This window comes from Aeromicrobium terrae, from assembly GCF_008039565.1.
Taxonomy (GTDB): Bacteria; Actinomycetota; Actinomycetes; order Propionibacteriales; family Nocardioidaceae; genus Aeromicrobium; species Aeromicrobium terrae.
This window is the reverse complement of sequence record NZ_VDUX01000006.1, coordinates 100,843-124,937: the sequence shown is the minus strand read 5'-3', so window position 1 is coordinate 124,937 and position 24,095 is coordinate 100,843. Positions and strand designations below refer to the sequence as shown.

The following is a 24,095-nucleotide window of genomic DNA, read 5'->3' as shown; positions in this document are numbered from 1 at the left end:
CGCGTGGAGAGCCGAGTCGAGTCGTGGATGGTGGGCCTGCTCGCACGCCACGGCCGGGCCGGGGCGCTCTGGCGGCTGGTGGCGCTGCTGGTGCCCGTATCCGTCGGCGTCCCCGTCTTCGTCGGGCTCGGCCTGCAGACGCGGTACCTCGGCCTCTCGCTCGGGACCGCCCTCGTGTCCGCCGCCATCGTGACGAGCATCCTCGCCGTCGCCACCGCCTGGGGCCTGGTCGCGTTCCGTTCGGACGTGCGCGCGATCGACGCGGGTGATCCGGGCGCCGTGCTCCGGTTCCCCGAGCGGCTGGTGCGAGCCGTCCTGGGCCGGATCGTGCTCATGACGCTGCCCGCGCTGATGATCACGTACGCCGTCGCGGCCGACGACTGGTCGCTCGTCAGCCTCACGGAGACGGCGGTCGGCGCGGTCATCACGATCGTCACGGGCGCGATGGCCGGCTACGCGGCGGCGTCGACGATGGCCGGCGTCATCGCCCACGCCAGCGGGCTCACCGAGCTGCCCGCGCACACCGAGCTTGGCCTCTCGTCCCGCCTCGCCGTCTCGCTGGCCGTGCTCACCCTTTCCAGCGGCTCGGTCGTCGGCGCCCTGACGATCGAGCCGGGCGACCCGGGAGGTCTGATCCGCACGTACGCCCTGGCCGCCGGGGTGTCCGGCGTGTTCCTGCTCGCGGTGTCGGCGCCGATCACGATGTCCGTCCGCAACCCGGTGCGCCACCTGATCGCCGGCGCCCGGGCCGTGACCGCGGGCGACCTCGGCGCGCGCGTGCCGGTCACCTCGGCCGACGAGCTCGGCGAGCTGGCCGCCACGTTCAACGCGATGATCAGCACGCTCCAGATGACGTCGGAGGGTCTGAAGGCCTCACGGGCGCGCGTCGTCGTCGCGTCCGACCAGGCGCGGCGCCGCGTCGAGCGCGACCTCCATGACGGTGCCCAGCAGAGCCTGCTGCTGCTCAACCTCAAGCTCGGTGTCATCCAGCGCCAGATCGAGTCGGATCCGGCCCAGGCCGCCGGACTCCTGCGAGAGGCCCGCGCCGACCTGGCCGTCGCGCTCCAGGAGCTCCGCGACCTGGCCCACGGCGTGTACCCCGAGATCCTGGCGTCCGACGGCATCCCGGCGGCCCTCACGATCGTCGTCGGCGCGAAGTCGCCCGTCATCGAGACCCGGTCGTTCGGCCGTTACGCGACCGAGATCGAGGCGGCCATCTACTTCTGCTGCCTGGAGGCGATCCAGAACGCCTCCAAGTACGCGGGTGCGCAGGCCCAGGTGCGGGTCCTGCTGACCGAGGACCGCGGCGACGTCCGGTTCGAGGTCGTCGACGACGGCCACGGCTTCGACCCCGCGGCCGTGAAGCAGGACAGCTTCCAGAACATGATCGACCGCATCGGCGCCCTCGGCGGGACCATGCAGGTGGAGTCCGCTCCGGGCCGGGGGACCCGCATTGCTGGATCGGTTCCGGTCAGGATGGACGACACGTCCGCGCTGAACGGCTTCGCACGGAGCCGCTGACGGGATCCCTCGTCGGGCGGCTTCGCCGCGTCGATGGGGCCCCCTTCGATTCCCGTCACCGGGAACGGACGGCTGCGCCGTGGAGCCGATGACGGGATCCCTCGTCGGGCGGCTTCGCCGCGTCGATGGGGCCCCCTTCGATCCCCGTCATCGCCTGACGGAGCCCTTCGGGCTAGCGGAGCCGATGACGGGAATCGAACCCGCGTGTCTTGCTTGGGAAGCAAGCGCTCTGCCATTGAGCTACATCGGCGACGACGCAACTCTACCCAACGGGCTCGGTTCAGAGGCGGTCGATGCGGCGGTGGAAGCGGGTGCCGATCTTGCCGCCGATGAGGGCGGCGAGGAGGGTCGCGACGAGGGCGGCGCCGCCGGTGACCAGGGCGCCGGTGGTGAGGTCGTCGTCGGGCACCGGGATCTCCGGGAGGTCGATGCGCTGCAGCACGTCGTACTCGTCGCCGAAGACCAGGCCGACCGCCGTGGCGGCGCCGATGACCACCACGCCGACGAGCCACACGCCGAGGCCCTGGCGGAAGCCGTGGAACCGCGACATGCGGCCGGCGACGTAGCCGGCGACGGCGTACGCGATGGCGAGCAGCGCGACAGCCGTGATGGCGGCGGCCGTCGTCAGCTCGGGGCCGTTGCGCTGGAAGTCGTCCTGCGTGAAGTCGATGCGATCGCCGACGGCGGCAGCGACGGCGCCGACGATGCCGAGCAGGATCACGGCCAGGCCCACCCCGGACAGCCAGCCGAGGATGCAGGCGCCGAGGTGCAGGCCCCCGAACTCGTCCCGCTGCTCCTCGGTGGTGGCGACGACCGGCTCCGTGACCGGAGCATCGTCCTCCTCGGCGCGCTCGGCGACGTGGGTGCCGCGCACGCGGTCGTCGTCGCGGTGGACGCGCTCCTCGCGGATCTCGGGCTGGACGACGGTGTCGTCAGTGACGTCCTGGTCGGTGTCGTCGTCGGTCTTCGACTTGGTCAACCACATGGGAACCCCCCGGTACTCATGATTTCTACGACCGTACCGGTGATCGGCGTTTTCGCATCCGGATGACATGCTCTGAGTCATGACGAATCCGGACCTCGCGGTCATCGGTGGATCGGGCTTCTACACGTTCCTGGACGACGTCGAGACCGTCGAGGTCGAGACCCCGTACGGGGCTCCGTCGGCGCCGATCGCGATCGGCACGGTGGGCGGCCGCAGCGTCGCGTTCCTGCCCCGGCACGGCCCGGGCCACCGCTTCCCGGCCCACCAGGTGCCGTACCGGGCGAACCTGTGGGCCCTGCGCAGCCTCGGCGTCCGGCAGGTCCTCGCGCCGTGCGCCGTGGGCGGTCTGCAGGTGGAGCTCGGTCCCGGCACGTTCGTGGTGCCCGACCAGCTCGTCGACCGCACCACCAAGCGCATCCAGACGTACTATGACGAGAACGCCTGTCACGTCGCGTTCGCCGACCCGTTCTGCCCGCGCCTCCGCGGCCACCTGCAGAACGGCCTCGCCGGCCTCGAGCCGGTGGACGGCGGGACGCTCGTCGTCATCGACGGCCCGCGGTTCTCCACCCGTGCCGAGTCCAAGTGGTACGCCTCGCACGGCTGGTCGGTCATCGGCATGACCACCCACCCGGAGGCGATCCTCGCCCGCGAGCTGGCGCTCTGCTACGCCACCGTCTGCCTGGTCACCGACCACGACGCCGGCGTCGACGAGGCCAGCGCCGTCACCCAGGACGACGTCATGCGGGTGTTCGCGGAGCACATCGACTCCCTCAAGGGCGGGCTGGCCGAGGTCATCGCGGCGGTCGGCACCGACCGGGACTGCTCGTGCTCGCATGCCGTCGACGGGCTCGACCTGCCCATCGAGCTGCCGTGAAGGTCCTGCTCACGGGTGCTGCCGGGTTCATCGGCAGCCGGATCGCCCTCGCGGCCGCCGAGCGCGGTCACGACGTCGTGGGGCTGGACGCCCGCGGTGGCGACGGTGTCCACACGCTCGATCTCCGGACCGACCCGTTGGACGCCGTGCTCGGTGACGTCGACGTGGTCTGCCACCAGGCCGCGATGGTCGGCAACGGCGTCGACGCCCAGGACCTCCCGGGCTACGCCGCGCACAACGACGTCGGCACCGCCGAGCTGCTCGCCGCGATGGCGCGGGCCGGGGTGAAGGACCTGGTGCTCGCGTCGTCGATGGTGGTCTACGGCGACGGCCGCTACGACTGCCCGGAGCACGGTGACGTGCCGCCGGCGCCGCGCCGCGAGGACGACCTGGCCGCCGGGTGGTTCGACCCGCGCTGTCCGGTCTGCGGCGGCGACGTCACCTGGCGACGCATCGGCGAGGACACCCCGTTCCGGCCGCGCACCGGGTACGCCGCGTCGAAGGTCGCGCAGGAGCACTTCGCCGACGCGTGGTGCACGCTCGAGGGCGCCCGCACGATCGCGCTGAGGTACCACAACGTCTACGGCCCGGGGATGCCCGCGGACACCCCGTACTCCGGCGTCGCGGCGATCTTCCGCTCCGCGCTGGCGCGCGGCGAGGCACCGCGGGTGTTCGAGGACGGCGCGCAGGTGCGCGACTTCGTGCACGTCGACGACGTCGCGCAGGCCAACGTCCTGTCGATCGAGCAGGTGGCCGACCACCCGAGCGGCGTGACGCCGTACAACGTCGCGTCCGGTCACCCGTTCACGATCGGGCGCATGGCCGAGGTGCTGGCCGAGGCCGGCGGCGGGCCGGCGCCCGTCGTCACCGGCGACTACCGCGCCTTCGACGTGCGCCACGTGCTCGCGTCGCCCGACGCCGCCGCCGAACGCCTCGGCTTCCGAGCGTCCGTCCACCCCGAGGACGGCCTCGCCCGGCTCGCCACCGACCCCCTCCGCACGCGCTGGGAGTGACGTTTTCGCCCGAAATTTCGGGAAAAGTGGGCGAAAACGTCACGCTCAGCGAGAGGGCGAGGCCACGGGCAGGCGGACCTCGAAGCGGCAGCCGTCGTCGACGTTGCGGACGGCGATCGTGCCGTGCTGCGCGTCGACGAGGCCGTGGGCGATGGTCAGGCCCATCCCGGCGCCGGTGGGGTCGCCGGCCTGCTCGGTCTCGCGGGCCGTGGTGCCGCGGAACGCCGCCTCGAAGACGTGCGGGAGGTCGTCCTCGGGGATGCCGCCGCAGGTGTCCTCGACGCTGAGCCAGACCTCGCCGTCCGCCCGTCCGGCGGAGACGGCGACGACGCCGTCGGCGGGTGTGTGGCGGATGGCGTTGCCCAGCAGGTTCCGCACCACGCGGACGAGCGCCGGCCCCTCGCCGAGCGCCTGCGTCACGTCGGCCGGCACCTCTACCTCGAGGCGGACGCCACGACGATCGGCGGAGGCTCGCGACGCCTGCACGGCGTTCTTCAGCACGTCGGCCACCGCCACGGGCTCGAGCTCGAGCCGGAGGTCCCCGGCGTCGATGCGGGCCAGCTCGAAGAGGTCGTCGATCATCCCGGCCAGGCGGTTCGTCTCGTTGCGGATCAGGCCGGCGTACTCCCGGATCTCGTCCGGCTGGTCGACGACGCCGTCCTCCATGGCCTCGGCCATCGCCAGCACGCCGGAGACCGGGGTGCGGAGGTCGTGGCTCAGCCAGGCGAGCATCCGGCGGCGGGATGCCTCCGCCTGGCGCTCGCGCTCGCGGGCCTCACGCTCCCAGACGATCTCGTGGGCGAGGGCGCGGCCGAGCCAGACCGCGCTCGGGACGCAGACGACGGCGACGGACGCCCAGATCACCGCGCTGTGCGCGATCTCGGCGCTGAACATGAAGCCGCTCGCGACGACGATGCCGACGATGACCGCCGTCGTCGGGGTCAGCGTGAGCAGGAGGAGCGAGGCGACGAGCGTGCGGGCCCGCATCCTGCGCAGGCCCAGGATGCCGAGGCCCACCGCGGCGAGCGAGCAGGCGACGCCCAGGAGGACGTAGAAGATGTCGAGGGCGCTCATGACGACTCCTCCGCGAGGTCGTAGCGGTAGCCGAGGCCGTAGACCGTGACGATGCGTCGTGGCTCCGACGGGGTCGGCTCGATCTTGTGCCGCAGCCGCTTGACGTGGACGGTGACCGTCGAGTGGTCGCCGAAGTCCCAGCCCCACACCTGCGTCAGCAGATCGGCCCGGCTGTGCACCACGCCCGGGTGGCGCAGGAAGAAGACGAGCAGGTCGAGCTCGCGGCTCGTCAGCGGCAGCGGCTCGCCGTCGCGCCGGGCCGAGCGCGACGACGGGTCGACGACGAGGTCCCCGTCGGTCAGCGTCTCCTCGTCGGACGGCTCGGCCGACGCCCGGGAGCGACGCAGCACCGACTGGATGCGCAGGGTCAGCTCCTTGGCGCTGAACGGCTTGCCGACGTAGTCGTCGGCGCCGGACTCCAGGCCGGCGATGCGGTCGTCGGTGTCGTCGAGCGCCGTGAGCATGACGATCGGGACGTCCGAGCCGTCCACCTCGCGCAGGATGCGGCAGACCTCCAGGCCGCTGAGGCCGGGCAGCATCACGTCGAGGACCACGAGGTCCGGGTGGCCGCGCCGCGCGAGCTCGAGGCCCTCGGTCCCGTTGCCGGAGACCTGCACCGCGAGACCCTCGCGCTCGAGGTAGCGTCGCACCACGTCACGCACCTGTGGGTCGTCCTCGACCACCAGCACCTGGTCGCGTCGTTCCGTCATGGTCACCACCTCGTCACCAGGAAGATCTGGGAGAACAGGGCCACGCCGACCTGCGTCGAGAGCAGGGGCGCGCGCCAGCGAACGGGGAGCAGCGCGGGCGCCGCGACGACCCACACCGTGAACGGGAGCCAGATGCGCTCCACCTCGGCCTTGCTCATGGCGGACAGCGACGCCGCGACGATCGCGGTGAGCGCTGTGGAGGCGAGCACGGCCAGCGGGATGCGGTCTCGGAGCGAGCGGGCCAGCTGCGGGAACGCGGCCCACGTCGCGAGGCCGACGGTGAACGTCCACGCCGCGAGGTCCGCCCACACCCAGTAGGAGTACGGCCGCTCCGACGCGATGCCGGCGTAATAGCGCTCGCGCAGCACGGGGTAGGCCTCCCACCACGCGTAGCCGAGCGACCAGAACAGGACGGCCACCGTCGCGACGCCGGCCGCGGCCCAGGGCAGCATCCGCCACCCGCCGGTGAGCGCGAGCACCGCCAGGGCGAGGAGGCCGAACAGGACGAGTCCGTAGGACAGGAACAGGCAGAAGCCGAGGACGAGGCCCGCCGCGATCGCGACGGCGGGGAGGGAGTGCCGGCAGGCGCCGGCGAGCAGCAGGAGGCCCCAGGCCGCGACGGCGGCGTAGAGGCTCTCGCCCGCGCCGGCCCAGACAGCGAGCGGCGCGAGCGCGACCCACGGTGCCGCCTTGCGGGCGAGCTCGCGGGAGCCGAGGACGTCGAGGGTGAGCAGCACGGCGGCGACGGCGGTGGTGCCCAGCGTGAGGATGACGACGCCGACCCAGAACGGGTCGTCGATGCCGATGCGGTCGAGCAGGACGAAGGAGAGCAGAGCGCCGGGCGGGTGGCCGGAGACGTGGATGTGCCAGTGGTCCTCGGAGCCCCGCGGGATGCGGTCGATGAACGTGCTGAGCGCCTGTCCCACGTCGTCGACCCGCTTGGCGTCGAAGAGGTACTCGCCCTCGCGCTCGTAGATGCGGGCGAGGCCGTACCGGCCGTCGGTCAGCGCCAGCGACATCGCCCAGACCCAGGCGCCGGCCGTGCTGACCGCGACGGTGGCGCCCCAGGAGAGCCGGTCGGTGAGGCGCGGCAGGAGGTACCAGAGCGCGACGCCGACGAGGATCGCGACGACGAAGCGCCACCCGAACCGCGGGTCCCAGTCGGCGTGCAGCGGCGGCCAGTGGACGCGGACGTCGCGGTCGGAGATCCGCGGGACGACCATCGCGGCGACCACCAGCGCGATGCCTGCAGCGGCCGCGATCAGGGCCCTCCCGAGAGCGCTCGACCGCCGGACCTCCATGCCCGTCACAGTAGTGGCGCTCTCCCGGGTCGAGCGGGCTCGTGACGAGCGACGTCACGGGTCCGTCACCCGTCGGCCGTGGAGATTCGCGGTCGGCCGACCCTAGGTTCGAATCATGACCGAGGACGGGGTGGCGACGCGGTGTGACGTGGTCATCCCGTGTCGCGACGAGGCCGCGGCGCTGCCGCTCGTGCTGGGCGCGGTGCCGGACGGGTTCCGGGCGATCGTCGTGGACAACGGCTCGCGGGACGGCACCGCGGACGTCGCCCGGCAGCACGGCGCCACCGTCGTCGCGGAGCCGCGGCCCGGCTACGGAGCCGCAGTGCACGCGGGTGTCCTGGCCGCCGCCGCGCCCTACGTCGCGGTGATCGACGGGGACGACTCCATGGACCTCGCGGACCTGCCCCGCCTGCTCCACGCGGTCGTCGACGAGGACGTGACGATGGCGGTCGGTCGGCGGCGTCCGGTGGCTCGCGGGGTGTGGCCGTGGCACGCCCGGGTCGGCACGACGCTGCTGGCCGGCTGGATCCGCCGGTCGAGCGGGTTCGGCATCCACGACCTCGCGCCGATGCGCGTCTGCCGGCGCGACGACCTCCTCGCCCTCGACCTGCGCGACCGCCGCTTCGGCTATCCGCTCGAGCTGATGCTCAAGGCGGCGAAGGCCGGCTGGTCGGTCGCCGAGCTCGACGTCGACTACCGGCCGCGGGCGGCGGGCACCCGCTCGAAGGTGTCCGGCTCCGTGCGCGGCACCACGCAGGTGGCCCGTGACTTCGGCGCGGTCTGGAGGGCGGCCCGATGAGCGCACCGACCGTCCTCGTCGTCGCCAAGGCGCCCGTCCCCGGACTGGCGAAGACCCGGGTGGCCCGCACCGTCGGCGACGACTCCGCCGCCGACCTCGCCGCCGCGGCCCTGCTCGACACCCTGGACGCGGTCCGCGGCAGCGACCTTCCCGCCGTCGTCGCGCTCACCGGAGACCTGTCCGAAGCAGCCCGGTCCGAGGAGATCGTCGCGGCGCTGGACGCCGTCCGCGTCGTGCCGCAGGAGGGCGAGACGTTCGGCGACCGGCTCGCCCAGGCGCACCTCGACGCGGATGCCGGCCACGGCGTCGTGCAGATCGGCATGGACACGCCGCAGGTCACGGCGGACGACCTGCTCGAGGCGACCGCGCTCCTCGAGAGGTGGCCGAGCGTGCTCGGTCCCGCCGAGGACGGCGGCTGGTGGCTGCTGGGCGTCCGCAACGGCCGCGACGCGTCCGCGCTCACGTCCGTCCGGATGTCCACGTCGTTCACCGGGCAGCACACCCGCACCGTGCTCCCGCACCCCGTGGGGGAGCTGCGCAGGCTGTGCGACGTCGACACCTGGGCGGACGCGCAGGCGGTGGCGCGGCAGGCTCCCGCGAGCCGGTTCGCCGCCGCGGTGCGTGCCGCGGAGATCCTGGCATGAGCGCCGACTTCATCGCTCCGGTCCAGGCGATGGACGCCGCGTTCTCCGGCCGAGCCTGTCACCTCGTCGACGCCTCCGGGCGCGCGCGACCGATGCCCGTCCACCGCTGGACTGGCGCGCACGGCGCCGCCGACCATCGCCTCCTGCTCGCGCACTGCCGCGGCCGGACGATCGACGTCGGCTGTGGCCCGGGGCGGCTGGTGGAGGGCCTGGCGGACCGGGACGTCCCGGCGCTGGGCATCGACATCTCGCCGGAGGCGGTGCGCCTGACCCGCGACCGCGGCGGGCTCGCCCTCCTTCGCGACGTCTTCGGCACCGTCCCCGGCGAGGGACGCTGGGACGTGGCGCTGCTCGCCGACGGCAACATCGGCATCGGCGGCGACCCGGTCCGCCTGTTGCGCCGCGCCCACGAGCTGGTGCGTCCCGGCGGTCGCGTCGTGGTCGAGCTCGAGCCGGCCGGGACCGGGCTCCGCCACCACCGGATCCACCTGCGCGTCGGGCGGCGGATGACGCCAGCGTTCGACTGGGCCCGCGTGGGCCTCGACGCGATCGGCCGGATCGCCGAGGTCTCCGGGTTCTCCGTCGAGACGACCACGTCCGTCGGCGGCCGCCACGCCGCCGTGCTGATCCACGAGGGGGCTTGATGGCGCTGCCCGACCTCGTCGCCCAGGTGGAGCGACGACTGCCGCACCCGGACGACTTCACAAGCCCGGCCCGTGGCCCGCGCACCACCGCGCGGCTCGGCCTCGCGCTCGGCGTCGCGTTCGGGATCTGCTTCCTGACCGGGATGTGGAGCCACTACCAGTACTCGATGCCCGGCTGGCTGCCGATCGGGCCGAACCCGTCGTGGCTCTACCGCGTCACCCAGGGCGTCCACGTGATCAGCGGGACGGCCGCGATCCCGCTGCTGCTGGTGAAGCTGTGGTCGGTCTACCCACGACTGTTCCTGCGGCCCCCGCGTGAGATTCGCGCCCTGGCGCTCGACGGGCTGGAGCGCGCGTCCATCGCCGTGCTCGTCGCGTCCGGGATCTTCCAGCTCGCGACCGGGGTGCTGAACATCGCGCAGTGGTACCCCTGGGAGTTCAGCTTCCGCCGCACCCACGAGGCGGTCGCGTGGATCGCGATCGGCAGCATCCTCGTGCACGTCGCGGTGAAGCTGCCGGTGATCCGCGAGGCGCTCGTTGGCCGTGCGGACGACGGGGAGTCTGAGGCGTCGGACGGGCCGAGTCGACGGGCCGTGCTCCTCGGCGCCGGCGCCGCCTCGGGGCTCGCGGTGCTGCTGACGGCCGGTCAGACGGTGCCGTTCCTGCGGAAGGTGTCCGTGCTCGGCGTCCGCGACGGGGACGGACCGCAGGACCTGCCGGTCAACCGGACCGCGCGCGCCGCCGGGGCCCGTGAGGCGGCTCAGGACCCGTCGTTCGTCCTGGAGGTGCGGCACGGCGCCAAGGTCGTCAGCCTCACTCGCGCGCAGCTGGCCGAGCTGCCGCAGCGCACCCATCGCCTGCCGATCGCGTGCGTCGAGGGCTGGAGCCGGAACGCCACGTGGACCGGCGTCGCGATCCACGACCTGCTCGCGCTGGTCGACGCCCCGGCGGACTCGACGGTGAAGGTGCGGTCGATGCAGACCCGCGGCGCGTTCGGGACGTCGGAGCTCCCGGGTGACTTCGTGTCCGACCCGCGCACCCTGCTCGCGCTCGAGCTCAACGGCGAGGTGCTCGACCTCGACCACGGCTACCCGTGCCGGATCATCGCGCCGAACCGTCCCGGGGTGATGCAGACGAAGTGGGTCCGCAACCTGGAGGTCGTCGCGTGACCGGGCGGCTCGCGCTCGGTGCGGTCGGGGTCGCCGCCGCGGTGTGGGGCGTGGTGATGCTCAGCGACGACGGGACAAGCCGGCTGGTCAACGTGGCTGTCTGGCTCGTCGGGGGTGTGGTGCTGCACGACGCGGTCCTCGCGCCGACCGTCGTGCTGCTCGGCGTGGCCGCCGCGCACTGGCTGCCGAGGAGCCGGCGCTCGCTCGTCGCCGTCGCGTTCCTGATCTGGGGCACCGTCACCGTCGGGGCCGCGAACGTGCTGCTCGACGTCGGTGGCAAGCCGGACAACGACAGCCTGATGAACCGGCCCTACGTCGTCTCGTGGCTGGTGCTGACGGGGGTGCTGGTGGTCATGGTGCTGGTGGCTTCCGCGGTCGCGGCCAGACGCCGGACGGGTCGGAACGCATAGGTTACGTTTTCCCCGTGCTCCTCTCCGACCGCGACATCCTGGCCGAGCTCGACGCCGGTCGCGTGCAGCTCGACCCGCTCGCCCGCGAGATGATCCAGCCGTCGAGCATCGACGTCCGGCTCGACAAGTTCTTCCGGGTCTTCGACAACCACAAGTACCCGCACATCGACCCCGCGGCCGACCAGTCCGACCTCACGCGCCAGGTCGAGGTCACGCACGAGGAGGCGTTCGTGCTGCACCCGGGCGAGTTCGTGCTCGGGTCCACGTACGAGCTGGTGACGCTGCCCGACGACGTCGCCGCGCGACTGGAGGGCAAGTCGTCGCTCGGCCGTCTCGGGCTGATGACGCACTCCACCGCGGGCTTCATCGACCCCGGGTTCTCCGGACACGTCACGCTCGAGCTCGCCAACGTCGCGACCCTGCCGATCAAGCTCTACCCGGGCATGAAGATCGGCCAGCTCTGCTTCTTCCGGCTCAGCTCGCCGGCCGAGCACCCGTACGGCTCGGAGAAGTACGGCTCGCGCTACCAGGGCCAGCGCGGCCCGACGGCGTCGCGCTCGCACGCGAACTTCCACCGGACCCAGATCTGAGGTGCGGCTCTCCGTCGCACCCGACGTCGCCGACGCCTTGGCGTCCGGCCGCCCGGTCGTCGCGCTCGAGTCGACGATCATCTCCCACGGGCTCCCGCGCCCTGACAACCTCGCGGCCGCCCATCTGTTCGAGCAGCTGCTCGTCGACGCGGGCGTCGTGCCCGCCACGATCGCGGTGCTCGACGGTGAGCTCAAGGCCGGCCTCACGCCGGACGAGCTGGACCGCATCGCGAACGAGGACGTCCCGAAGCTGAGCGTCCGCGACCTGCCGGTCGCTCTCGCGCGCGGCGGCAGCGGCGCCACCACGGTGGCGGCCACGTCGTTCATCGCCGACCGCGCCGGCATCCGGGTGTTCGCCACCGGCGGGCTCGGTGGGGTGCACCGCGGCGCGGCCGAGACGTTCGACGAGTCCGCCGACCTCACCGTGTTGTCGGAGGTGCCGATCACCGTCGTCTCGGCCGGGGTGAAGTCGATCCTCGACATCGGCGCCACGCTCGAGCGGCTCGAGACGCTGAGTGTCACCGTGCTCGGCTACGGCACCGAGGAGTTCCCGAGCTTCTGGCTGCGGTCGTCGGGTCACCCGCTCGACTGGTCGGTGCCCGACGCGGCGGCCGTGGCGGCGGTGATGGCGTCGCGGGACGAGCTCGGTCAGTCGTCGGCGATCGTCGTCGCCAACCCGCTGCCCGTGGACGAGCAGCTCGACCCGGCCACGCACGACCGAGCCCTCGAGGAGGCGCTGCGGCGAGCGGAGGAGAAGCACGTCACCGGCAAGGAGGTCACGCCGTTCCTGCTGGAGACGATCGTCGAGATCACCGGCGGCGAGAGCCTGGCGGTGAACCTGAAGATCGCGGAGAACAACATCCGGGTAGCCGCCGAGATCGCGACGGCCTGGGCCCGGCGATGACGGTCCTGGTCGTCGGGGACGTCGTCGACGACATCAGCGTCCGCGCGCTCGGTGAGGTCACCCCGGCCAGCGACACCACGGCCGAGATCCGGCTGCGGCCCGGCGGCTCTGCGGCGAACGTCGCTGCGTGGCTCGGGCACCTCGGCGCCGACGTGACGTTCTGCGGACGAGTCGGAGCGGACGCCGTCGAGCGGCACACCACGGCGCTGGCCGGTCACGGCGTGAACGCCGTGCTGGCGGGCGACCCGGAGCGGACGACCGCGACGATCGTGCTCCAGCTCGACGGTGAGGGCGAGCGCACGATGTTCGTGGATCGTGGCGCGAACGCCGGCCTCGTCGCGTCCGACGTTCCCGAGGAGGCGTGGTCGGGCGTCACCTGGTTGCACCTGACCGGCTACTCGTTCTTCTGCGAGTCCGTGCGCCCGGTGGCACTGGGCCTGGTGGCCGAGGCGCGGGAGCGCGGTGCCCGCGTGAGCGTCGACCCGAGCTCCGTCGCGTACCTCCGCGAGATCGGCGCCGAGACGTTCCTCGACTGGGTGGCCGGCGCCGACGTGCTGCTGCCCAACCTCGACGAGGCGCGCGTGCTGTCCGGCTCGACCGGTCCGCAGATCGACCTCGAGGCCCTGGCCGCACGCTTCCCGCACGTCGTCGTGACCCTCGGCCGGATGGGTGCCGCGTACCTCGGCGGCGACCAGCGCGCCCAGGTGACCGCCCCGCACGTCGACGTCGTCGACACCACCGGCGCCGGCGACGCCTTCGCCGCCGGCTTCCTCGCCGCCCACCTCCGCGGCGCCGACCCCCAGGCCGCCCTCGACGCCGGGCGTTCCGCCGCCGAGACCTGCGTGACCCACCTCGGAGCCCGCCCGGCCTGACCCTTCCGTCATGCACGATCGTCCGCGTGAGGGAGAACCCGCTGGTCGAGCTGCGCCGTCGCAGGCGCATACGACGCATGCTGCGAACGATGGAACGCCTGGACCGAAAGCCGGTCCGGGCGCGGCGGGTGAGGTCGACGAGCCGGTTGCGGGCGGTGTCGGCGGTGGTCGTCCTCGTCGCCGGCCTCGGGGCGATGGGCTTCCGGCTGACTCATACGTCTGGCCCGCCGGGCTGGCCTCAGCGCCCGGCCGATGCGTCGGACTCACCACTGGGGCAGCCGCCCGACGTCACCACGACCGGGTCGTTCGAGTTCATCCAGACGCAGCCCGGCTCCGACGACCCGGTCACGTACGACCCCTGCGTGCCGATCCACGTCGTCGTGAACCACCGTCAGGACGTGCCGCACGCTGACCGCATTCTCGGCAGCGCCCTGGAGGAGGTGTCTCAGGCGACCGGCCTGCAGTTCGTCGTCGACGGCGAGTCCGACGAGTCGCCGACCTGGGACGGCGATGCAGGCACTGCCGACGGCTGGAATCCCGTGCTCGTCGCCTGGAGCGACCCGGACGAGGTCGTCGACCTCAAGGGCAACGTTGCCGGCGTGGGCGGAAGCACCTCTCGCGCCGTAGGTCGCCACCAGTGGTTCGTCACGGGAACCGTGGCCCTCGACGGACCGCGCGCACGGCGGATCCTGGCGCGTGACCCGGACGGCGAGGCGATGGTCAGAGCGATCGTCATGCACGAGCTAGGGCACCTGGTCGGTCTGGCGCACGTCGACGACGAGCGCGAGCTGATGCAGCCGCACGGCTCGCGCATGACCACCTGGGGCCCGGGCGACCGCGCAGGTCTCGCGGCACTCGGCTCCGGCGACTGCGTCGACTACTGACCGTCGCCGACGGGCGGAGTGACCACCACTCCGACACGATGGAGGGGTGAGACGTCGCGCCGAGCCACGGGGGCGGGCACGCCGGGCGGTCGCCGGGTTCGTGCTCGTGCTCGGCCTGTCGCTGCTTGCGCTGCAGCTCACGGAGGGGCGCGGCACCAAGGCGACGTTCCCCGACCGGCCGAACGACGCGATGGAGCAGCCCATCGGACAACCGCCCACGGTCCGGGACGAAGGCACGTACCAGTTCGTCCGCACCCAGCCGAAGGACGACAACGAGCCGGTCACCTACGACCCCTGTGCGCCGATCCACGTCGTCGTCAACGAGCGGACCGCGGTGCCGGGCGCGGACGGCATCGTCCGGCAAGCGGTCGACTCGGTCTCGGATGCCACCGGTCTCGCCTTCGTCCTCGACGGTCGCACCGACCGGCGACCGGACGACGAGCGGCAGACCACCGCCGACCCGCAGGGCGTCCGGTCGTGGCGGCCGGTGCTCATCTCCTGGAGCGATCCGGACGAGACCCCGGCGCTCAAGGGTCCGGTCGCGGGCGTCGGCGGCAGCACCGCGGTGCGGCGCGACGGGCACGAGTGGTTCGTCACCGGCGGCGTCACCCTCGACGGCCCGCAGCTCCGTCAGCTGCTGCGGTCCGAGGCCGGCCGCACGTCCGTCCGAGCCGTCGTGATGCACGAGCTCGGCCACCTCGTCGGGCTCGACCACGTGAAGGATCGCGGCGAGCTGATGTACGCCACCGGCTCGGAGGACGTCACCGAGTGGGGCCCCGGCGACCGTGCCGGACTCGCCGCCCTCGGTGGCGGCGAGTGCATCGACTACTAGTTGACCACCGGGAGCGTCAGCACCTGGCTCGTCGTGCCGGTCTGGATGCCGACCGTCTGCGGCGTGAGGCCGCCGCGGTAGTTGATCGAGCCGCCGGAGACGACCAGCCGGATCTTGTGACCCGGCGCGAACCGGTGCACGATCCCGGGCAGCGTGACCGTGAACGACTTCCGCACGTCGGGCACGCGCACCGGCATGTTCGTCGCGCGGATGTCCGACGCCTTGCCGTCCGGACCGACGTCCTGGACGCGGACGAACAGCACGAGCTGGCCGAGCGGCCCGGTGCGCTGCGACAGCACCGCCGTCGGCGCCTTGACCGTCAGCTTCAGTGTCGGGGAGCCGACGACGTCGACCTTGCTGGTGAGCGCCGGCGTCGTGAACTTGGCGAAGGTGCCGGGCACGTCGACCTCGGGGAGCGGGAGCTTCACGTAGCCGCCGAGCGCGTCGAGCTCGTTGAGCGTCGTCGGCAGGCCGCCGCCGGTGGTGAGGAACAGCTGGCCCTTGCGGTCGATGCCGAGCGGTGACGTCTGCAGGCCGGTGTTGCCGGAAAGGTAGTAGCGCTTCGCCGTGCCGACCGGGAACGTGCTCGACGTGGCGTACGCGGGTGCGGCGTTGCCCGTGTAGTCCACCCAGTCGCGGAAGTACGCGAAGTTCGGGCCGGTGCCGACCGGGCTGTCCTTGAGGTAGTGCTCGAACCAGTCGGAGATGCGGCCGGTCTCGTACTGCGACGCGGGATCGGGGTTGCCGAGGTCGAGCTCGCCGGGCGCCGGCGTGCTGCTCGAGTGGCCCCACGACTGCCAGACCATCTTCACCGGCGTGCCCTGGGCCTTCAGCGCGCGGTAGGTGGCCGCCGCCTCGTTCAGGTTGAACAGCGTGTCGGCCTGGCCCTGCATCAGCAGCGTCGGGATCTTGATCTTCGCCATGTACGTCGTCACCGACGCGTGCCGCAGCGACGCGGTGGACGCCGCGTTGAAGAAGCCGAGCGATCCGGCGGTGACGAGTGCCGGACACACGAACGTCGCGAAGTTCGGGCAGGGGAGCAGGCGCGAGGGGTCGGTCTGGCCGTTCGACAGGCCGTCCACCACGCCGAACGCCGAGAACAGCAGGCCCCACGCGAGCTTGATGCTGCCCGGCGTCTTGGTGGTGACGCCGGTGGCCGTGGCCTGGTCCGTGCCGTTCGGGCCGAGGGAGTAGGCGAGGTCGTTCCAGGTGATGATCGGGACGATGGTGTCGACGCGCGGATCGACACCGGCCGTGGCGAACTGGGCACCGCCGCCGTAGGAGCCGCCGACCATGCCGACGCGCGGGTCGTTGGTCGACGCGTGACCGGCGTGGTCGTGCGAGTCGCGGACGATGGCATCGAGCACCGGAGCGGGGTGCGTGTGCGCGTCGTCGGTGAACGCGATGCCGGCCTTGCCGCCGAGGTAGCTGACGAGCTGGCTGCCGGCCTTGCCGTCCCAGTCCGGGTCGTCGAGCGTGATCTTGCAGTCGGAGCCACCGAAGCCGAGGCCGGAGTACGAGAGCACCGCGTACCCGCGCTGCGAGAACGCCTTGCCGATGCCGGCCTGGTCGTCCTTCGAGCCGCCGAAGCCGTTGGTCGTGAGGATGGCCGGCACCGGGGACGACGCCGACGCGCCGGCCGGCAGGTACAGGTCGCCGACGACGTCGCACACCTTGTCGTTGTTCGGGCCGACGACGGTGCGGAAGTGCAGCGTGGTCACGGTGTACGGGTCTGCGGCGCTGGCCGTCGAGGCGGGCACGGCGAGGGTGCCGAGCGAGAGGCCGATGGCCGTGAGGCCGAGCAGGGGACGGGACAGGCGCATGGTGCTCCTCGCGCGGGCGATGTGAGTGCACCGTGCACCCACCGGAGCGTTAACGAGCGTGAGCGCCGTCACGTCACGCCATGCAATACACTAGTAAGTCACTAGAGATTGTCATGAAAGGCAGGCGCCATGCGTGTCCTCCTGGTGAGTCCGGCCTACAACGACGCCGGCCGCTTCGCGCTGCTGGAGCGTGTCGGCGCCGAGCACGACCTCACGCTCCTGACGCCAGAGGAGATCCGGACGCCCGCGTTCGGCACGATGTCCGCCCGCCCGACCTCGCCGGCGGTGACCGTGCTCGCCAACCGGCCGTGGCGGATCGGCAGTCGGCACCTCTACCGGCCCGACTGGCGCGAGTACCGCCGGGCCAGGCCCGACGTGGTGCACGTCGAGTACGACCCGTGGACCCCGGAGTTCTGGAGCGCGATGCTGCCGCTGCTCCTGCTGCACCCGCGCGCCCGCTGGGTGATCGGCACCCGCAAGAACACCCGGCACGTCCCGCGCGGTCCGCTCGGCTGGCCCGAGCGGGTGCTCACGCGGCTCGGCGTCGCGCGCAGCACGCTCGTGGTGGCGGTCAGTCGCGCCGCCGAGAATGTCTACCGTCGGCTCGGCTTCACCGACCAGCGCATCGAGGTGCTGCACAACGTGCCGATCGACAAGACGGTGTTCGACGGCCGTCGCGAGGAACCCACCGACGAGTTCCGGGTCGGGTACGTCGGGAGCCTGCTGCCGCACAAGGGCGTGGAGGTCCTGGTCGCCGCTGTCGCCGAGCTGCGCGAACGGGTCGGCGAGCACGTCCGGCTCGACCTCGTGGGCCGGGTCCACGACCCCGCGTTCGCCGAGCACGCGCAGCGGCACGACTGGACGACGTTCCACGGCACGCTCCCGAACCGCGAGCTGCCCGACTTCCTCGTGACGCTCGACGCGTTCGTGATGCCGTCGCTCGTGCTGCCCGACCACGAGGAGCACGACGGCGTCGCGCTGCTCGAGGCGATGGCCATGCGGGTGCCGAGCATCGGATCCCGGAGCGGGATCATCCCGGAGATCATCGAGGACGGCGAGAACGGCCTCCTCGTCGACGCCGGCGACGTCGGGCAGCTCGCCGACCGCCTGCAAGAGCTGCACGACGACCGCGAGCGCGCGGACAAGCTGGCCGACACCGCTCGCCACGACGCCCTCCGCCGCGCCGGGCTGTCCAGCCTGGTCGCCGGCTGGACCGACCTCTACCGGTCCGTCGCATGAGCGAGTACAAGGCGCTGACCGCCTACCAGGACGAGAGCGTCGTCGAGGAGTACGAGCGCCGACGCTTCAGCGGGCTCGTCGGCCGGTACGTCTGGCGTCGCGAGCAGCGTGCGGTGGGCCGGAACGTCGCGTCGGTCGGGTCGGCCGAGACGGTGCTCGACTGCCCGAGCGGGTTCGGGCGCTGGCTGCCGGTGATCGAGCGGCTGGACCCGATCGTCGTGCTGGAGAACGACGTCTCGCTCGAGATGCTCGAGCACGGCCGGAGCAGCTACAACGATCGCTGGCCCGGCGTGCGGACGAACGCCGAGCACCTGCCGTACCAGGACGCGTCGTTCGACCTCGTCTTCTGCCACGCCTTCACCAAGCACCTGCCGCACGAGACGCAGGTGGCCGTGCTGAAGGAGTTCTCCCGGGTCTCTCGGCGCCATGTCATCTGCTCGTTCACGATGCGTGCGGGCCTCGGCGGCGCCGTCCTGCGTCTGCGCGAGCGACTCCGCGGCAGCCGGTCCAACGCCGTGACCCGGGAGTGGCTGGAGCGCGCGGCGGCGGAGGCCGGGCTGCGGCTGGTGCGCGACCGACCGTGCACGTCGCACATCGGCGCCGAACGGTCGGTGCTCTTCGAGAGGGTGCTTGTTGCCGCCTGACGAGTCGTGGACACTTCGACCGTGATCCGAATCCGCATGGACGCCATGGACCTCGACGTGCCCCTGGAGGTCGAGGAGCTGCCGGACCCGGGCGAGCCGCAGGGCAACCAGGTCGTCGTCGAGGTGGAGGCGTGCGGCGTCTGCCACCGCGACCTCATCGACCGTGGCGGCGGGGTCCCGTTCATCACGCTGCCGATCACGCTCGGCCACGAGGCCGCCGGCCGCGTGACGGCAGTGGGCCCCGACGTCTCGATGTGGAAGGTCGGCGACCGTGTCGCCACCATCCATCGCGACTCGTGCGGGGAGTGCGAGGCGTGCCAGGCGGGTGAGGTCTCGATCTGCCAGAACGGCGCGCACGCGCTCGGCATCGTCGCCGACGGCGGCTACGCCACGCACCTGACGCTGCCCGAGCGCGGGCTGTACGCGATGCCGGACGACCTGTCCGCCAGCGAGGCGGCGATCCTCAACTGCACGTACGGCACGGCCTTCCGCGGGCTGCGGACGGGCGGCTGCGGGCCCGGCAAGACGGCGGTCATCACCGGCGCATCGGGCGGTGTGGGCAGCGCGGCGATCGAGCTGGCCACGCGCATGGGCGCCCGCGTCGTCGCGGTGATCCGGGACCCGAACCGCGAGGACTACGTGAAGGGCCTGGGTGCCGATGCGGTGGTCGTCGACGACGGCACCACGTTCCACAAGCACCCCGAGACGGCGAACGCCGACCTCGTCCTCGACAACGTCGGCACCCCGACGATGAACTCGTCGCTGCGCTGCCTGCGCCTGGGCGGCACCGTCGTCGTCATCGGCAACGTGGTGCCGACGCAGCGGCTCGAGGTCAACCTCGGCTTCGTCATCGTCCGGGCGCTGCGGGTCGTCGGGTCCAGCGGAGCGACGCCGAACGACATGGCCGACCTCCTCGAGCTGCGCGGTGGCCGGCCGTTCGCGATGACCGTCGAGGACGTCCCGCTCGCCGAGGCGGAAGCCGCACACCAGCGGCTGCGCCAGGGCGGGATCCCGGGCCGGCTGGTCCTTCGTCCCTAAGGGCCGTGCCGCAGGCGGGCGGTGATCTCGGCGGCGGTGGCGCGGACGGCGTCGGCGAGCTCGGGCAGGTCAGGGGCGCGACGGCTCTCCCAGGTGACGGCGACGCTCGCGTGGATCGTGCCGGCGGCCACCGCCGCGGCGACGGAGGCGAAGCCGGACGTCACCTCGCCGTCCTCGGTGGCGTGACCGCGGGCGCGGGTGTCGACGAGGAGCCGTCGGAGCTCGGTCGGTGACGTCGGCCCGAGGCCGGTGCGGCTGACGAACGCGTCCCGGTTCGGGTACAGCGCCCGCACCTGAGCGGCCGGCAGGCCGGCGAGGATCGCGCGGCCCGACGCGGTGAGGTGGGCGGGCAGGCGGACCCCGACGTCGGTGACGAGCGGCGGTCGCCCCGGCGCCCGTTCCTCGATGACGTAGAGGACGTCCGAGCCGAGCAGCACGACGAGGTGCGCCGACTCTCCGACCGCGTCGACCAGTCGGGCCAGCGGAACCCGGGCCAGCCGCGCGAGCGGCTCCTGCCGGGTGAAGCCGTGGCCGACCTCCCACGCCGCCAGGCCCATGCCCCAGGTGCGGTCCTCGGGGTAGTGGACGACGAAGTCCTCGTCGGCCATCACCGTGAGCAGGTGGTACGTCGTGGATCGCGGCAGCCCGAGCGCGTCGGCGATCCGCGCGGCCGGCATCGGGACCGGCTGCCCCGACAGCAGCCGCAGGACGCGGAGCGCGGCGGTGGCGGCGGGGACGGGTCGGGCCATGACTTCAGTGTCTCGTATCCGAGACAGAATGTGGCGCTTCGATCTGTCACACCGGTGGCCCCGAGGAGTCCCATGGAGTCATGACCGTGACCGTGGACGTCGGGCCGCTCTCGATGGACGACGTGGTGAGCGTCGCGCGCGGCGGTGCGCGCGTGGAGATCGGGGCCGAGGCACGCGAGGCGATCGTCCGGGCACGCAAGCACGTCGACGACCTGGCCGCGTCGGACACCCCGGTCTACGGCGTCTCCACCGGCTTCGGCGCGCTGGCGACGCGGCACATCGAGCCGGCGCAGCGGACCCAGCTGCAGAAGAGCCTGATCCGCTCGCACGCCGCCGGCACCGGACCGCGGGTGGAGGACGAGGTCGTGCGCGCGCTGATGCTGCTGCGGCTGTCGACGCTCTGCACCGGTCGCACCGGCGTGCGTCTGGAGACCGCCGAGGCTTACGCCGCGATGCTGAACGCCGGCATCGTCCCGGTCGTGCGCGAGCACGGGAGCCTCGGCTGCTCGGGCGACCTCGCCCCGCTGGCCCACTGCGCGCTGGCGATCATGGGCGAAGGGACCGTCGCCGACGGTGGTGTTGAACGGCCTGCCGCTGACGCGTTGCGCGACCACGGGCTCGAGCCGGTCGAGCTGGCCGAGAAGGAGGGCCTCGCCCTCATCAACGGCACCGACGGGATGCTCGGCATGCTCGTCCTCGCGATCCACGACCTGCGCCGGCTGCTCGACACCGCCGACCTCACCGCCGCGATGAGCATCGAGGGCCTGATGGGCACCGACCGGGTGCTCGCCGCCGACCTCCAGGCCCTGCGGCCGCACCCCGGCCAGGCCACGTCCGCCGCACGCATGGCGGCGCTGCTCGCCGGGTCGCCGATCGTCGCGAGCCACCGGTACGGCGACGGCCGCGTGCAGGACGCCTACTCGCTGCGGTGCGCGCCGCAGGTGCACGGTGCCGCGCGCGACACCGTCGACCACGCCGCGACGGTGGCCGAACGGGAGCTGGCGTCGGCGATCGACAACCCGTCGGTGCTCGACGACGGGCGCCTGGAGTCGCACGGCAACTTCCACGGCGCCCCGTTGGCGTACGTGCTCGACTTTCTCGCCATCGCGGTCGCCGACGTCGCCGGCATGAGCGAGCGACGCACCGACCGGTTCCTCGACGTCAGCCGGAACCACGGCCTGCCCGCGTTCCTCGCCGACGACCCGGGCGTCGACTCCGGCCTGATGATCGCGCAGTACACGCAGGCCGCGATCGTCAGCGAGCTCAAGCGGCTCGCGAACCCGGCGAGCGTCGACTCCATCCCGTCCAGCGCGATGCAGGAGGACCACGTCTCGATGGGCTGGTCCTCGGCCCGCAAGCTGCGCCGCGCGATCGACGGCCTGGCGCGGGTGCTCGCCGTCGAGCTCGTCACCGCGGCCCGCGGCATCGAGCTGCGCGCGCCCCTCGAGCCCGCCGCCGGCACCGGCGCCGCCATCGCCGCCCTGCGCGACCGCGTCCCCGGCCCCGGACCCGACCGCTTCCTCGCCCCCGACCTCGACGCCGCCACGGAGCTCGTGCTGTCCGGAGCCCTCGTCGAGACCACCGCCACCGCTGAGAGTGACCTTTTCGCCCAGAATTCAGCGAAAACTGGGCGAAAACGTCACGCTCAGCGAGAACAGGAGTCCACAGATGCCTGAGATCCACGCCCCGCGGGGCACGACGCTGACCGCCCGGTCGTGGCAGACCGAGGCGCCGCTGCGGATGCTGATGAACAACCTCGATCCCGAGGTGGCCGAGCACCCGGAGGAGCTCGTCGTCTACGGCGGGAGCGGCAAGGCGGCGCGTGACTGGCGGTCGTACGACGCCATCGTCCGCACGCTCACCGACCTGCGCGACGACGAGACGCTGCTCGTGCAGTCGGGCCGTCCGGTCGGCGTGATGCGCACGCACGAGTGGGCGCCGCGGGTGCTGATCGCCAACTCGAACCTCGTCGGCGACTGGGCCACGTGGCCGGAGTTCCGGCGGCTCGAGGAGGCCGGGCTGACGATGTACGGCCAGATGACCGCCGGGTCGTGGATCTACATCGGCACCCAGGGCATCCTCCAGGGCACGTACGAGACGTTCGGCGCCGTCGCGGCGAAGCGCTTCGGCGGGACGCTGGCCGGGACGATCACGCTCACCGCCGGTCTCGGCGGCATGGGCGGCGCGCAGCCGCTGGCCGTCACGATGAACGACGGCGTGTGCGTCTGCCTCGAGGTGGACCAGAGCCGCATCACCCGCCGCATCGAGCACCGCTATCTCGACGTCCAGGCCGACGACCTCGCTCACGCGATGCGATTGGCCGAGGAGGCGAAGGCCGAGCGACGCCCGCTGTCCATCGGCGTCCTCGGCAACGCCGCCGACCTGGTGCCCGAGCTGCTCGCGTCGGGAGCCCCGATCGACGTCGTCACCGACCAGACCAGCGCGCACGACCCGCTGTACTACCTGCCGAGTGGCGTGGACTTCGACGACTGGTCAGCGGAGCGGGAGAAGGACCCGGCCGGGTTCACCGAACGTGCGCGCGAGTCGATGGCACGTCACTGTGAAGGCATGGTCGGGTTCGCGGACGCGGGTGCCGAGGTGTTCGACTACGGCAACTCCCTGCGGGCCGAGGCGCGCGAGGGCGGCTACGAGCGCGCGTTCGACTACCCGGGCTTCGTGCCGGCGTACATCCGGCCGCTGTTCTGCGAGGGCAAGGGCCCGTTCCGCTGGGCGGCGCTGTCCGGCGACGCGGAGGACATCCGCGCCACCGACGAGGCGGTGCTCGACCTGTTCCCGGAGAACGAGCACCTCGAGCGCTGGATCCGCACCGCCCAGGACCGCGTCGCCTACCAAGGCCTGCCCGCCCGCATCTGCTGGCTCGGCTACGGCGAGCGAGAGAATGCCGGCCTCCGGTTCAACGACATGGTGGCGAGCGGGGAGGTCAGCGCACCGATCGTGATCGGCCGCGACCACCTCGACTGCGGCTCGGTCGCGTCGCCCTACCGCGAGACCGAGGCGATGCTCGACGGCTCCGACGCCATCGCCGACTGGCCGCTGCTGAACGCCATGGTCAACGTCGCATCCGGCGCCACCTGGGTCTCCATCCACCACGGCGGCGGTGTCGGCATCGGCCGTTCCATCCACGCCGGGCAGGTCTGCGTCGTCGACGGGACGCCGCTCGCCGGTCAGAAGGCCGAGCGGGTCCTCACCAACGACCCCGGCATGGGCGTCATCCGCCACGTCGACGCCGGCTACGACGAGGCCGCCGAGGTCGCCCGCGATCGCGGCGTGCGAGTCCCGATGTCGGAAGCTGACGATGTGTGATCTCGATACGCCCGCTCGCAGAGCTCGCAGGCACTCGATCACCGGTGGTCGA

At 72.6% G+C, this 24,095-nt stretch carries 24 protein-coding genes and 1 tRNA gene; 18 read left to right on the top strand and 7 right to left on the bottom strand.

All coding sequences use genetic code 11. From position 1 onward, the window contains the following. The first annotated feature begins 3 nt into the window (after positions 1-3). Positions 4-1,521: a HAMP domain-containing sensor histidine kinase gene (locus tag FHP06_RS12900; protein ID WP_147687201.1), complete on the top strand. Its 1,518-nt coding sequence runs from the start codon at positions 4-6 to the stop codon at positions 1,519-1,521. Positions 1,522-1,700: 179 nt separating this feature from the next. Here the strand turns inward: FHP06_RS12900 and FHP06_RS12895 are convergent. Both FHP06_RS12895 and FHP06_RS12890 read right to left on the bottom strand, forming a co-directional pair. After that, positions 1,701-1,771: transfer RNA gene (locus FHP06_RS12895), tRNA-Gly, on the bottom strand. Between the two features lie 30 nt (positions 1,772-1,801). After that, the gene (locus FHP06_RS12890) at positions 1,802-2,506 is read right to left on the bottom strand and encodes a hypothetical protein (RefSeq protein ID WP_147687200.1); all 705 of its coding nucleotides are present in this window, start codon (positions 2,504-2,506) and stop codon (positions 1,802-1,804) included. Between the two features lie 79 nt (positions 2,507-2,585). Between FHP06_RS12890 and FHP06_RS12885 the strand changes: the two genes are divergently transcribed. Together FHP06_RS12885 and FHP06_RS12880 are read left to right on the top strand one after the other, a co-directional pair. Next, positions 2,586-3,380, top strand: coding sequence for an S-methyl-5'-thioadenosine phosphorylase (locus FHP06_RS12885; protein WP_147687199.1), 795 nt, complete (start codon positions 2,586-2,588; stop codon positions 3,378-3,380). After that, on the top strand, positions 3,377-4,393 hold the full coding sequence (locus tag FHP06_RS12880; RefSeq protein ID WP_147687198.1) for an NAD-dependent epimerase/dehydratase family protein: 1,017 nt from the start codon (positions 3,377-3,379) through the stop codon (positions 4,391-4,393). The genes FHP06_RS12885 and FHP06_RS12880 overlap by 4 nt, the downstream gene beginning before the upstream one ends. 45 nt (positions 4,394-4,438) lie before the next feature. On the opposite strand, the gene FHP06_RS12875 is transcribed toward FHP06_RS12880, so the two are convergent. Genes FHP06_RS12875 through FHP06_RS12865 form a run of 3 tightly spaced genes read right to left on the bottom strand, consistent with a single transcriptional unit; the run spans position 4,439 to position 7,478 of the window. Beyond that, the gene (locus FHP06_RS12875; RefSeq protein ID WP_147687197.1) at positions 4,439-5,467 is read right to left on the bottom strand and encodes a sensor histidine kinase; all 1,029 of its coding nucleotides are present in this window, start codon (positions 5,465-5,467) and stop codon (positions 4,439-4,441) included. Continuing rightward, the gene (locus FHP06_RS12870) at positions 5,464-6,177 is read right to left on the bottom strand and encodes a response regulator transcription factor (protein WP_147687196.1); all 714 of its coding nucleotides are present in this window, start codon (positions 6,175-6,177) and stop codon (positions 5,464-5,466) included. Before FHP06_RS12870 ends, FHP06_RS12875 begins: the two co-directional genes overlap by 4 nt. 2 nt (positions 6,178-6,179) lie before the next feature. Further along, positions 6,180-7,478, bottom strand: coding sequence for a hypothetical protein (locus FHP06_RS12865; protein WP_230973509.1), 1,299 nt, complete (start codon positions 7,476-7,478; stop codon positions 6,180-6,182). A gap of 115 nt (positions 7,479-7,593) precedes the next feature. On the opposite strand from FHP06_RS12865, the gene FHP06_RS12860 reads away from it, so the two are divergent. The 10 genes from FHP06_RS12860 to FHP06_RS12815 all read left to right on the top strand — a co-directional run bounded on the left by FHP06_RS12860 (position 7,594) and on the right by FHP06_RS12815 (position 15,226). Continuing rightward, positions 7,594-8,277: a glycosyltransferase family 2 protein gene (locus FHP06_RS12860; protein WP_147687195.1), complete on the top strand. Its 684-nt coding sequence runs from the start codon at positions 7,594-7,596 to the stop codon at positions 8,275-8,277. Continuing rightward, positions 8,274-8,921 carry a TIGR04282 family arsenosugar biosynthesis glycosyltransferase gene (locus tag FHP06_RS12855; RefSeq protein WP_147687194.1) on the top strand — a complete coding sequence of 216 codons (648 nt, stop codon included), beginning with the start codon at positions 8,274-8,276 and terminating at the stop codon, positions 8,919-8,921. Before FHP06_RS12860 ends, FHP06_RS12855 begins: the two co-directional genes overlap by 4 nt. Further along, positions 8,918-9,565, top strand: coding sequence for a methyltransferase (locus tag FHP06_RS12850; RefSeq protein ID WP_147687193.1), 648 nt, complete (start codon positions 8,918-8,920; stop codon positions 9,563-9,565). Before FHP06_RS12855 ends, FHP06_RS12850 begins: the two co-directional genes overlap by 4 nt. Then, complete coding sequence (locus FHP06_RS12845) at positions 9,565-10,734, top strand: molybdopterin-dependent oxidoreductase (protein ID WP_147687192.1); 1,170 nt, start codon at positions 9,565-9,567, stop codon at positions 10,732-10,734. Before FHP06_RS12850 ends, FHP06_RS12845 begins: the two co-directional genes overlap by 1 nt. Beyond that, positions 10,731-11,144 (top strand): hypothetical protein, encoded by a 414-nt coding sequence (locus FHP06_RS12840; RefSeq protein ID WP_147687191.1) that lies wholly within the window; start codon positions 10,731-10,733, stop codon positions 11,142-11,144. The genes FHP06_RS12845 and FHP06_RS12840 overlap by 4 nt, the downstream gene beginning before the upstream one ends. A 14-nt stretch (positions 11,145-11,158) precedes the next feature. After that, the gene (gene dcd, locus FHP06_RS12835; RefSeq protein WP_147687190.1) at positions 11,159-11,734 is read left to right on the top strand and encodes a dCTP deaminase; all 576 of its coding nucleotides are present in this window, start codon (positions 11,159-11,161) and stop codon (positions 11,732-11,734) included. 1 nt (position 11,735) lies between these two features. After that, positions 11,736-12,638 carry a pseudouridine-5'-phosphate glycosidase gene (locus FHP06_RS12830; RefSeq protein WP_147687189.1) on the top strand — a complete coding sequence of 301 codons (903 nt, stop codon included), beginning with the start codon at positions 11,736-11,738 and terminating at the stop codon, positions 12,636-12,638. After that, entirely contained in the window at positions 12,635-13,510 is an 876-nt protein-coding gene (locus tag FHP06_RS12825; RefSeq protein ID WP_147687188.1) for a carbohydrate kinase family protein, read from the top strand. Before FHP06_RS12830 ends, FHP06_RS12825 begins: the two co-directional genes overlap by 4 nt. Before the next feature lie 89 nt (positions 13,511-13,599). Further along, the gene (locus tag FHP06_RS12820) at positions 13,600-14,394 is read left to right on the top strand and encodes a matrixin family metalloprotease (protein WP_187271922.1); all 795 of its coding nucleotides are present in this window, start codon (positions 13,600-13,602) and stop codon (positions 14,392-14,394) included. 46 nt (positions 14,395-14,440) lie between these two features. Then, complete coding sequence (locus tag FHP06_RS12815) at positions 14,441-15,226, top strand: matrixin family metalloprotease (RefSeq protein ID WP_147687186.1); 786 nt, start codon at positions 14,441-14,443, stop codon at positions 15,224-15,226. Here FHP06_RS12815 and FHP06_RS12810 read toward each other — a convergent pair. Beyond that, positions 15,223-17,049, bottom strand: a complete 1,827-nt coding sequence (locus tag FHP06_RS12810) for a S15 peptidase family protein (protein ID WP_147687185.1) — start codon at positions 17,047-17,049, stop codon at positions 15,223-15,225. The genes FHP06_RS12815 and FHP06_RS12810 overlap by 4 nt on opposite strands. 129 nt (positions 17,050-17,178) lie before the next feature. Here FHP06_RS12810 and FHP06_RS12805 point away from each other — a divergent pair, with 129 nt between their 5' ends. The 3 genes from FHP06_RS12805 to FHP06_RS12795 are packed head-to-tail and all read left to right on the top strand — an operon-like array spanning position 17,179 to position 19,970. After that, positions 17,179-18,288 carry a glycosyltransferase family 4 protein gene (locus FHP06_RS12805; protein ID WP_147687184.1) on the top strand — a complete coding sequence of 370 codons (1,110 nt, stop codon included), beginning with the start codon at positions 17,179-17,181 and terminating at the stop codon, positions 18,286-18,288. Then, positions 18,285-18,932, top strand: a complete 648-nt coding sequence (locus FHP06_RS12800; protein ID WP_147687183.1) for a class I SAM-dependent methyltransferase — start codon at positions 18,285-18,287, stop codon at positions 18,930-18,932. Before FHP06_RS12805 ends, FHP06_RS12800 begins: the two co-directional genes overlap by 4 nt. Positions 18,933-18,953: 21 nt before the next feature. Then, entirely contained in the window at positions 18,954-19,970 is a 1,017-nt protein-coding gene (locus FHP06_RS12795; protein ID WP_147687182.1) for an alcohol dehydrogenase catalytic domain-containing protein, read from the top strand. Here FHP06_RS12795 and FHP06_RS12790 read toward each other — a convergent pair. Further along, positions 19,967-20,719 carry an IclR family transcriptional regulator gene (locus FHP06_RS12790; protein ID WP_147687181.1) on the bottom strand — a complete coding sequence of 251 codons (753 nt, stop codon included), beginning with the start codon at positions 20,717-20,719 and terminating at the stop codon, positions 19,967-19,969. The two genes, FHP06_RS12795 and FHP06_RS12790, sit on opposite strands and share 4 nt — an antisense overlap. Positions 20,720-20,799: 80 nt before the next feature. Here FHP06_RS12790 and hutH point away from each other — a divergent pair, with 80 nt between their 5' ends. Beyond that, a complete protein-coding gene (hutH, locus tag FHP06_RS12785; RefSeq protein ID WP_147687180.1) occupies positions 20,800-22,395 on the top strand; it encodes a histidine ammonia-lyase in 1,596 nt (531 codons plus the stop codon). Further along, the gene (gene hutU, locus FHP06_RS12780; protein WP_147687179.1) at positions 22,388-24,043 is read left to right on the top strand and encodes a urocanate hydratase; all 1,656 of its coding nucleotides are present in this window, start codon (positions 22,388-22,390) and stop codon (positions 24,041-24,043) included. The genes hutH and hutU overlap by 8 nt, the downstream gene beginning before the upstream one ends. The last annotated feature ends 52 nt before the right edge of the window (positions 24,044-24,095 follow it).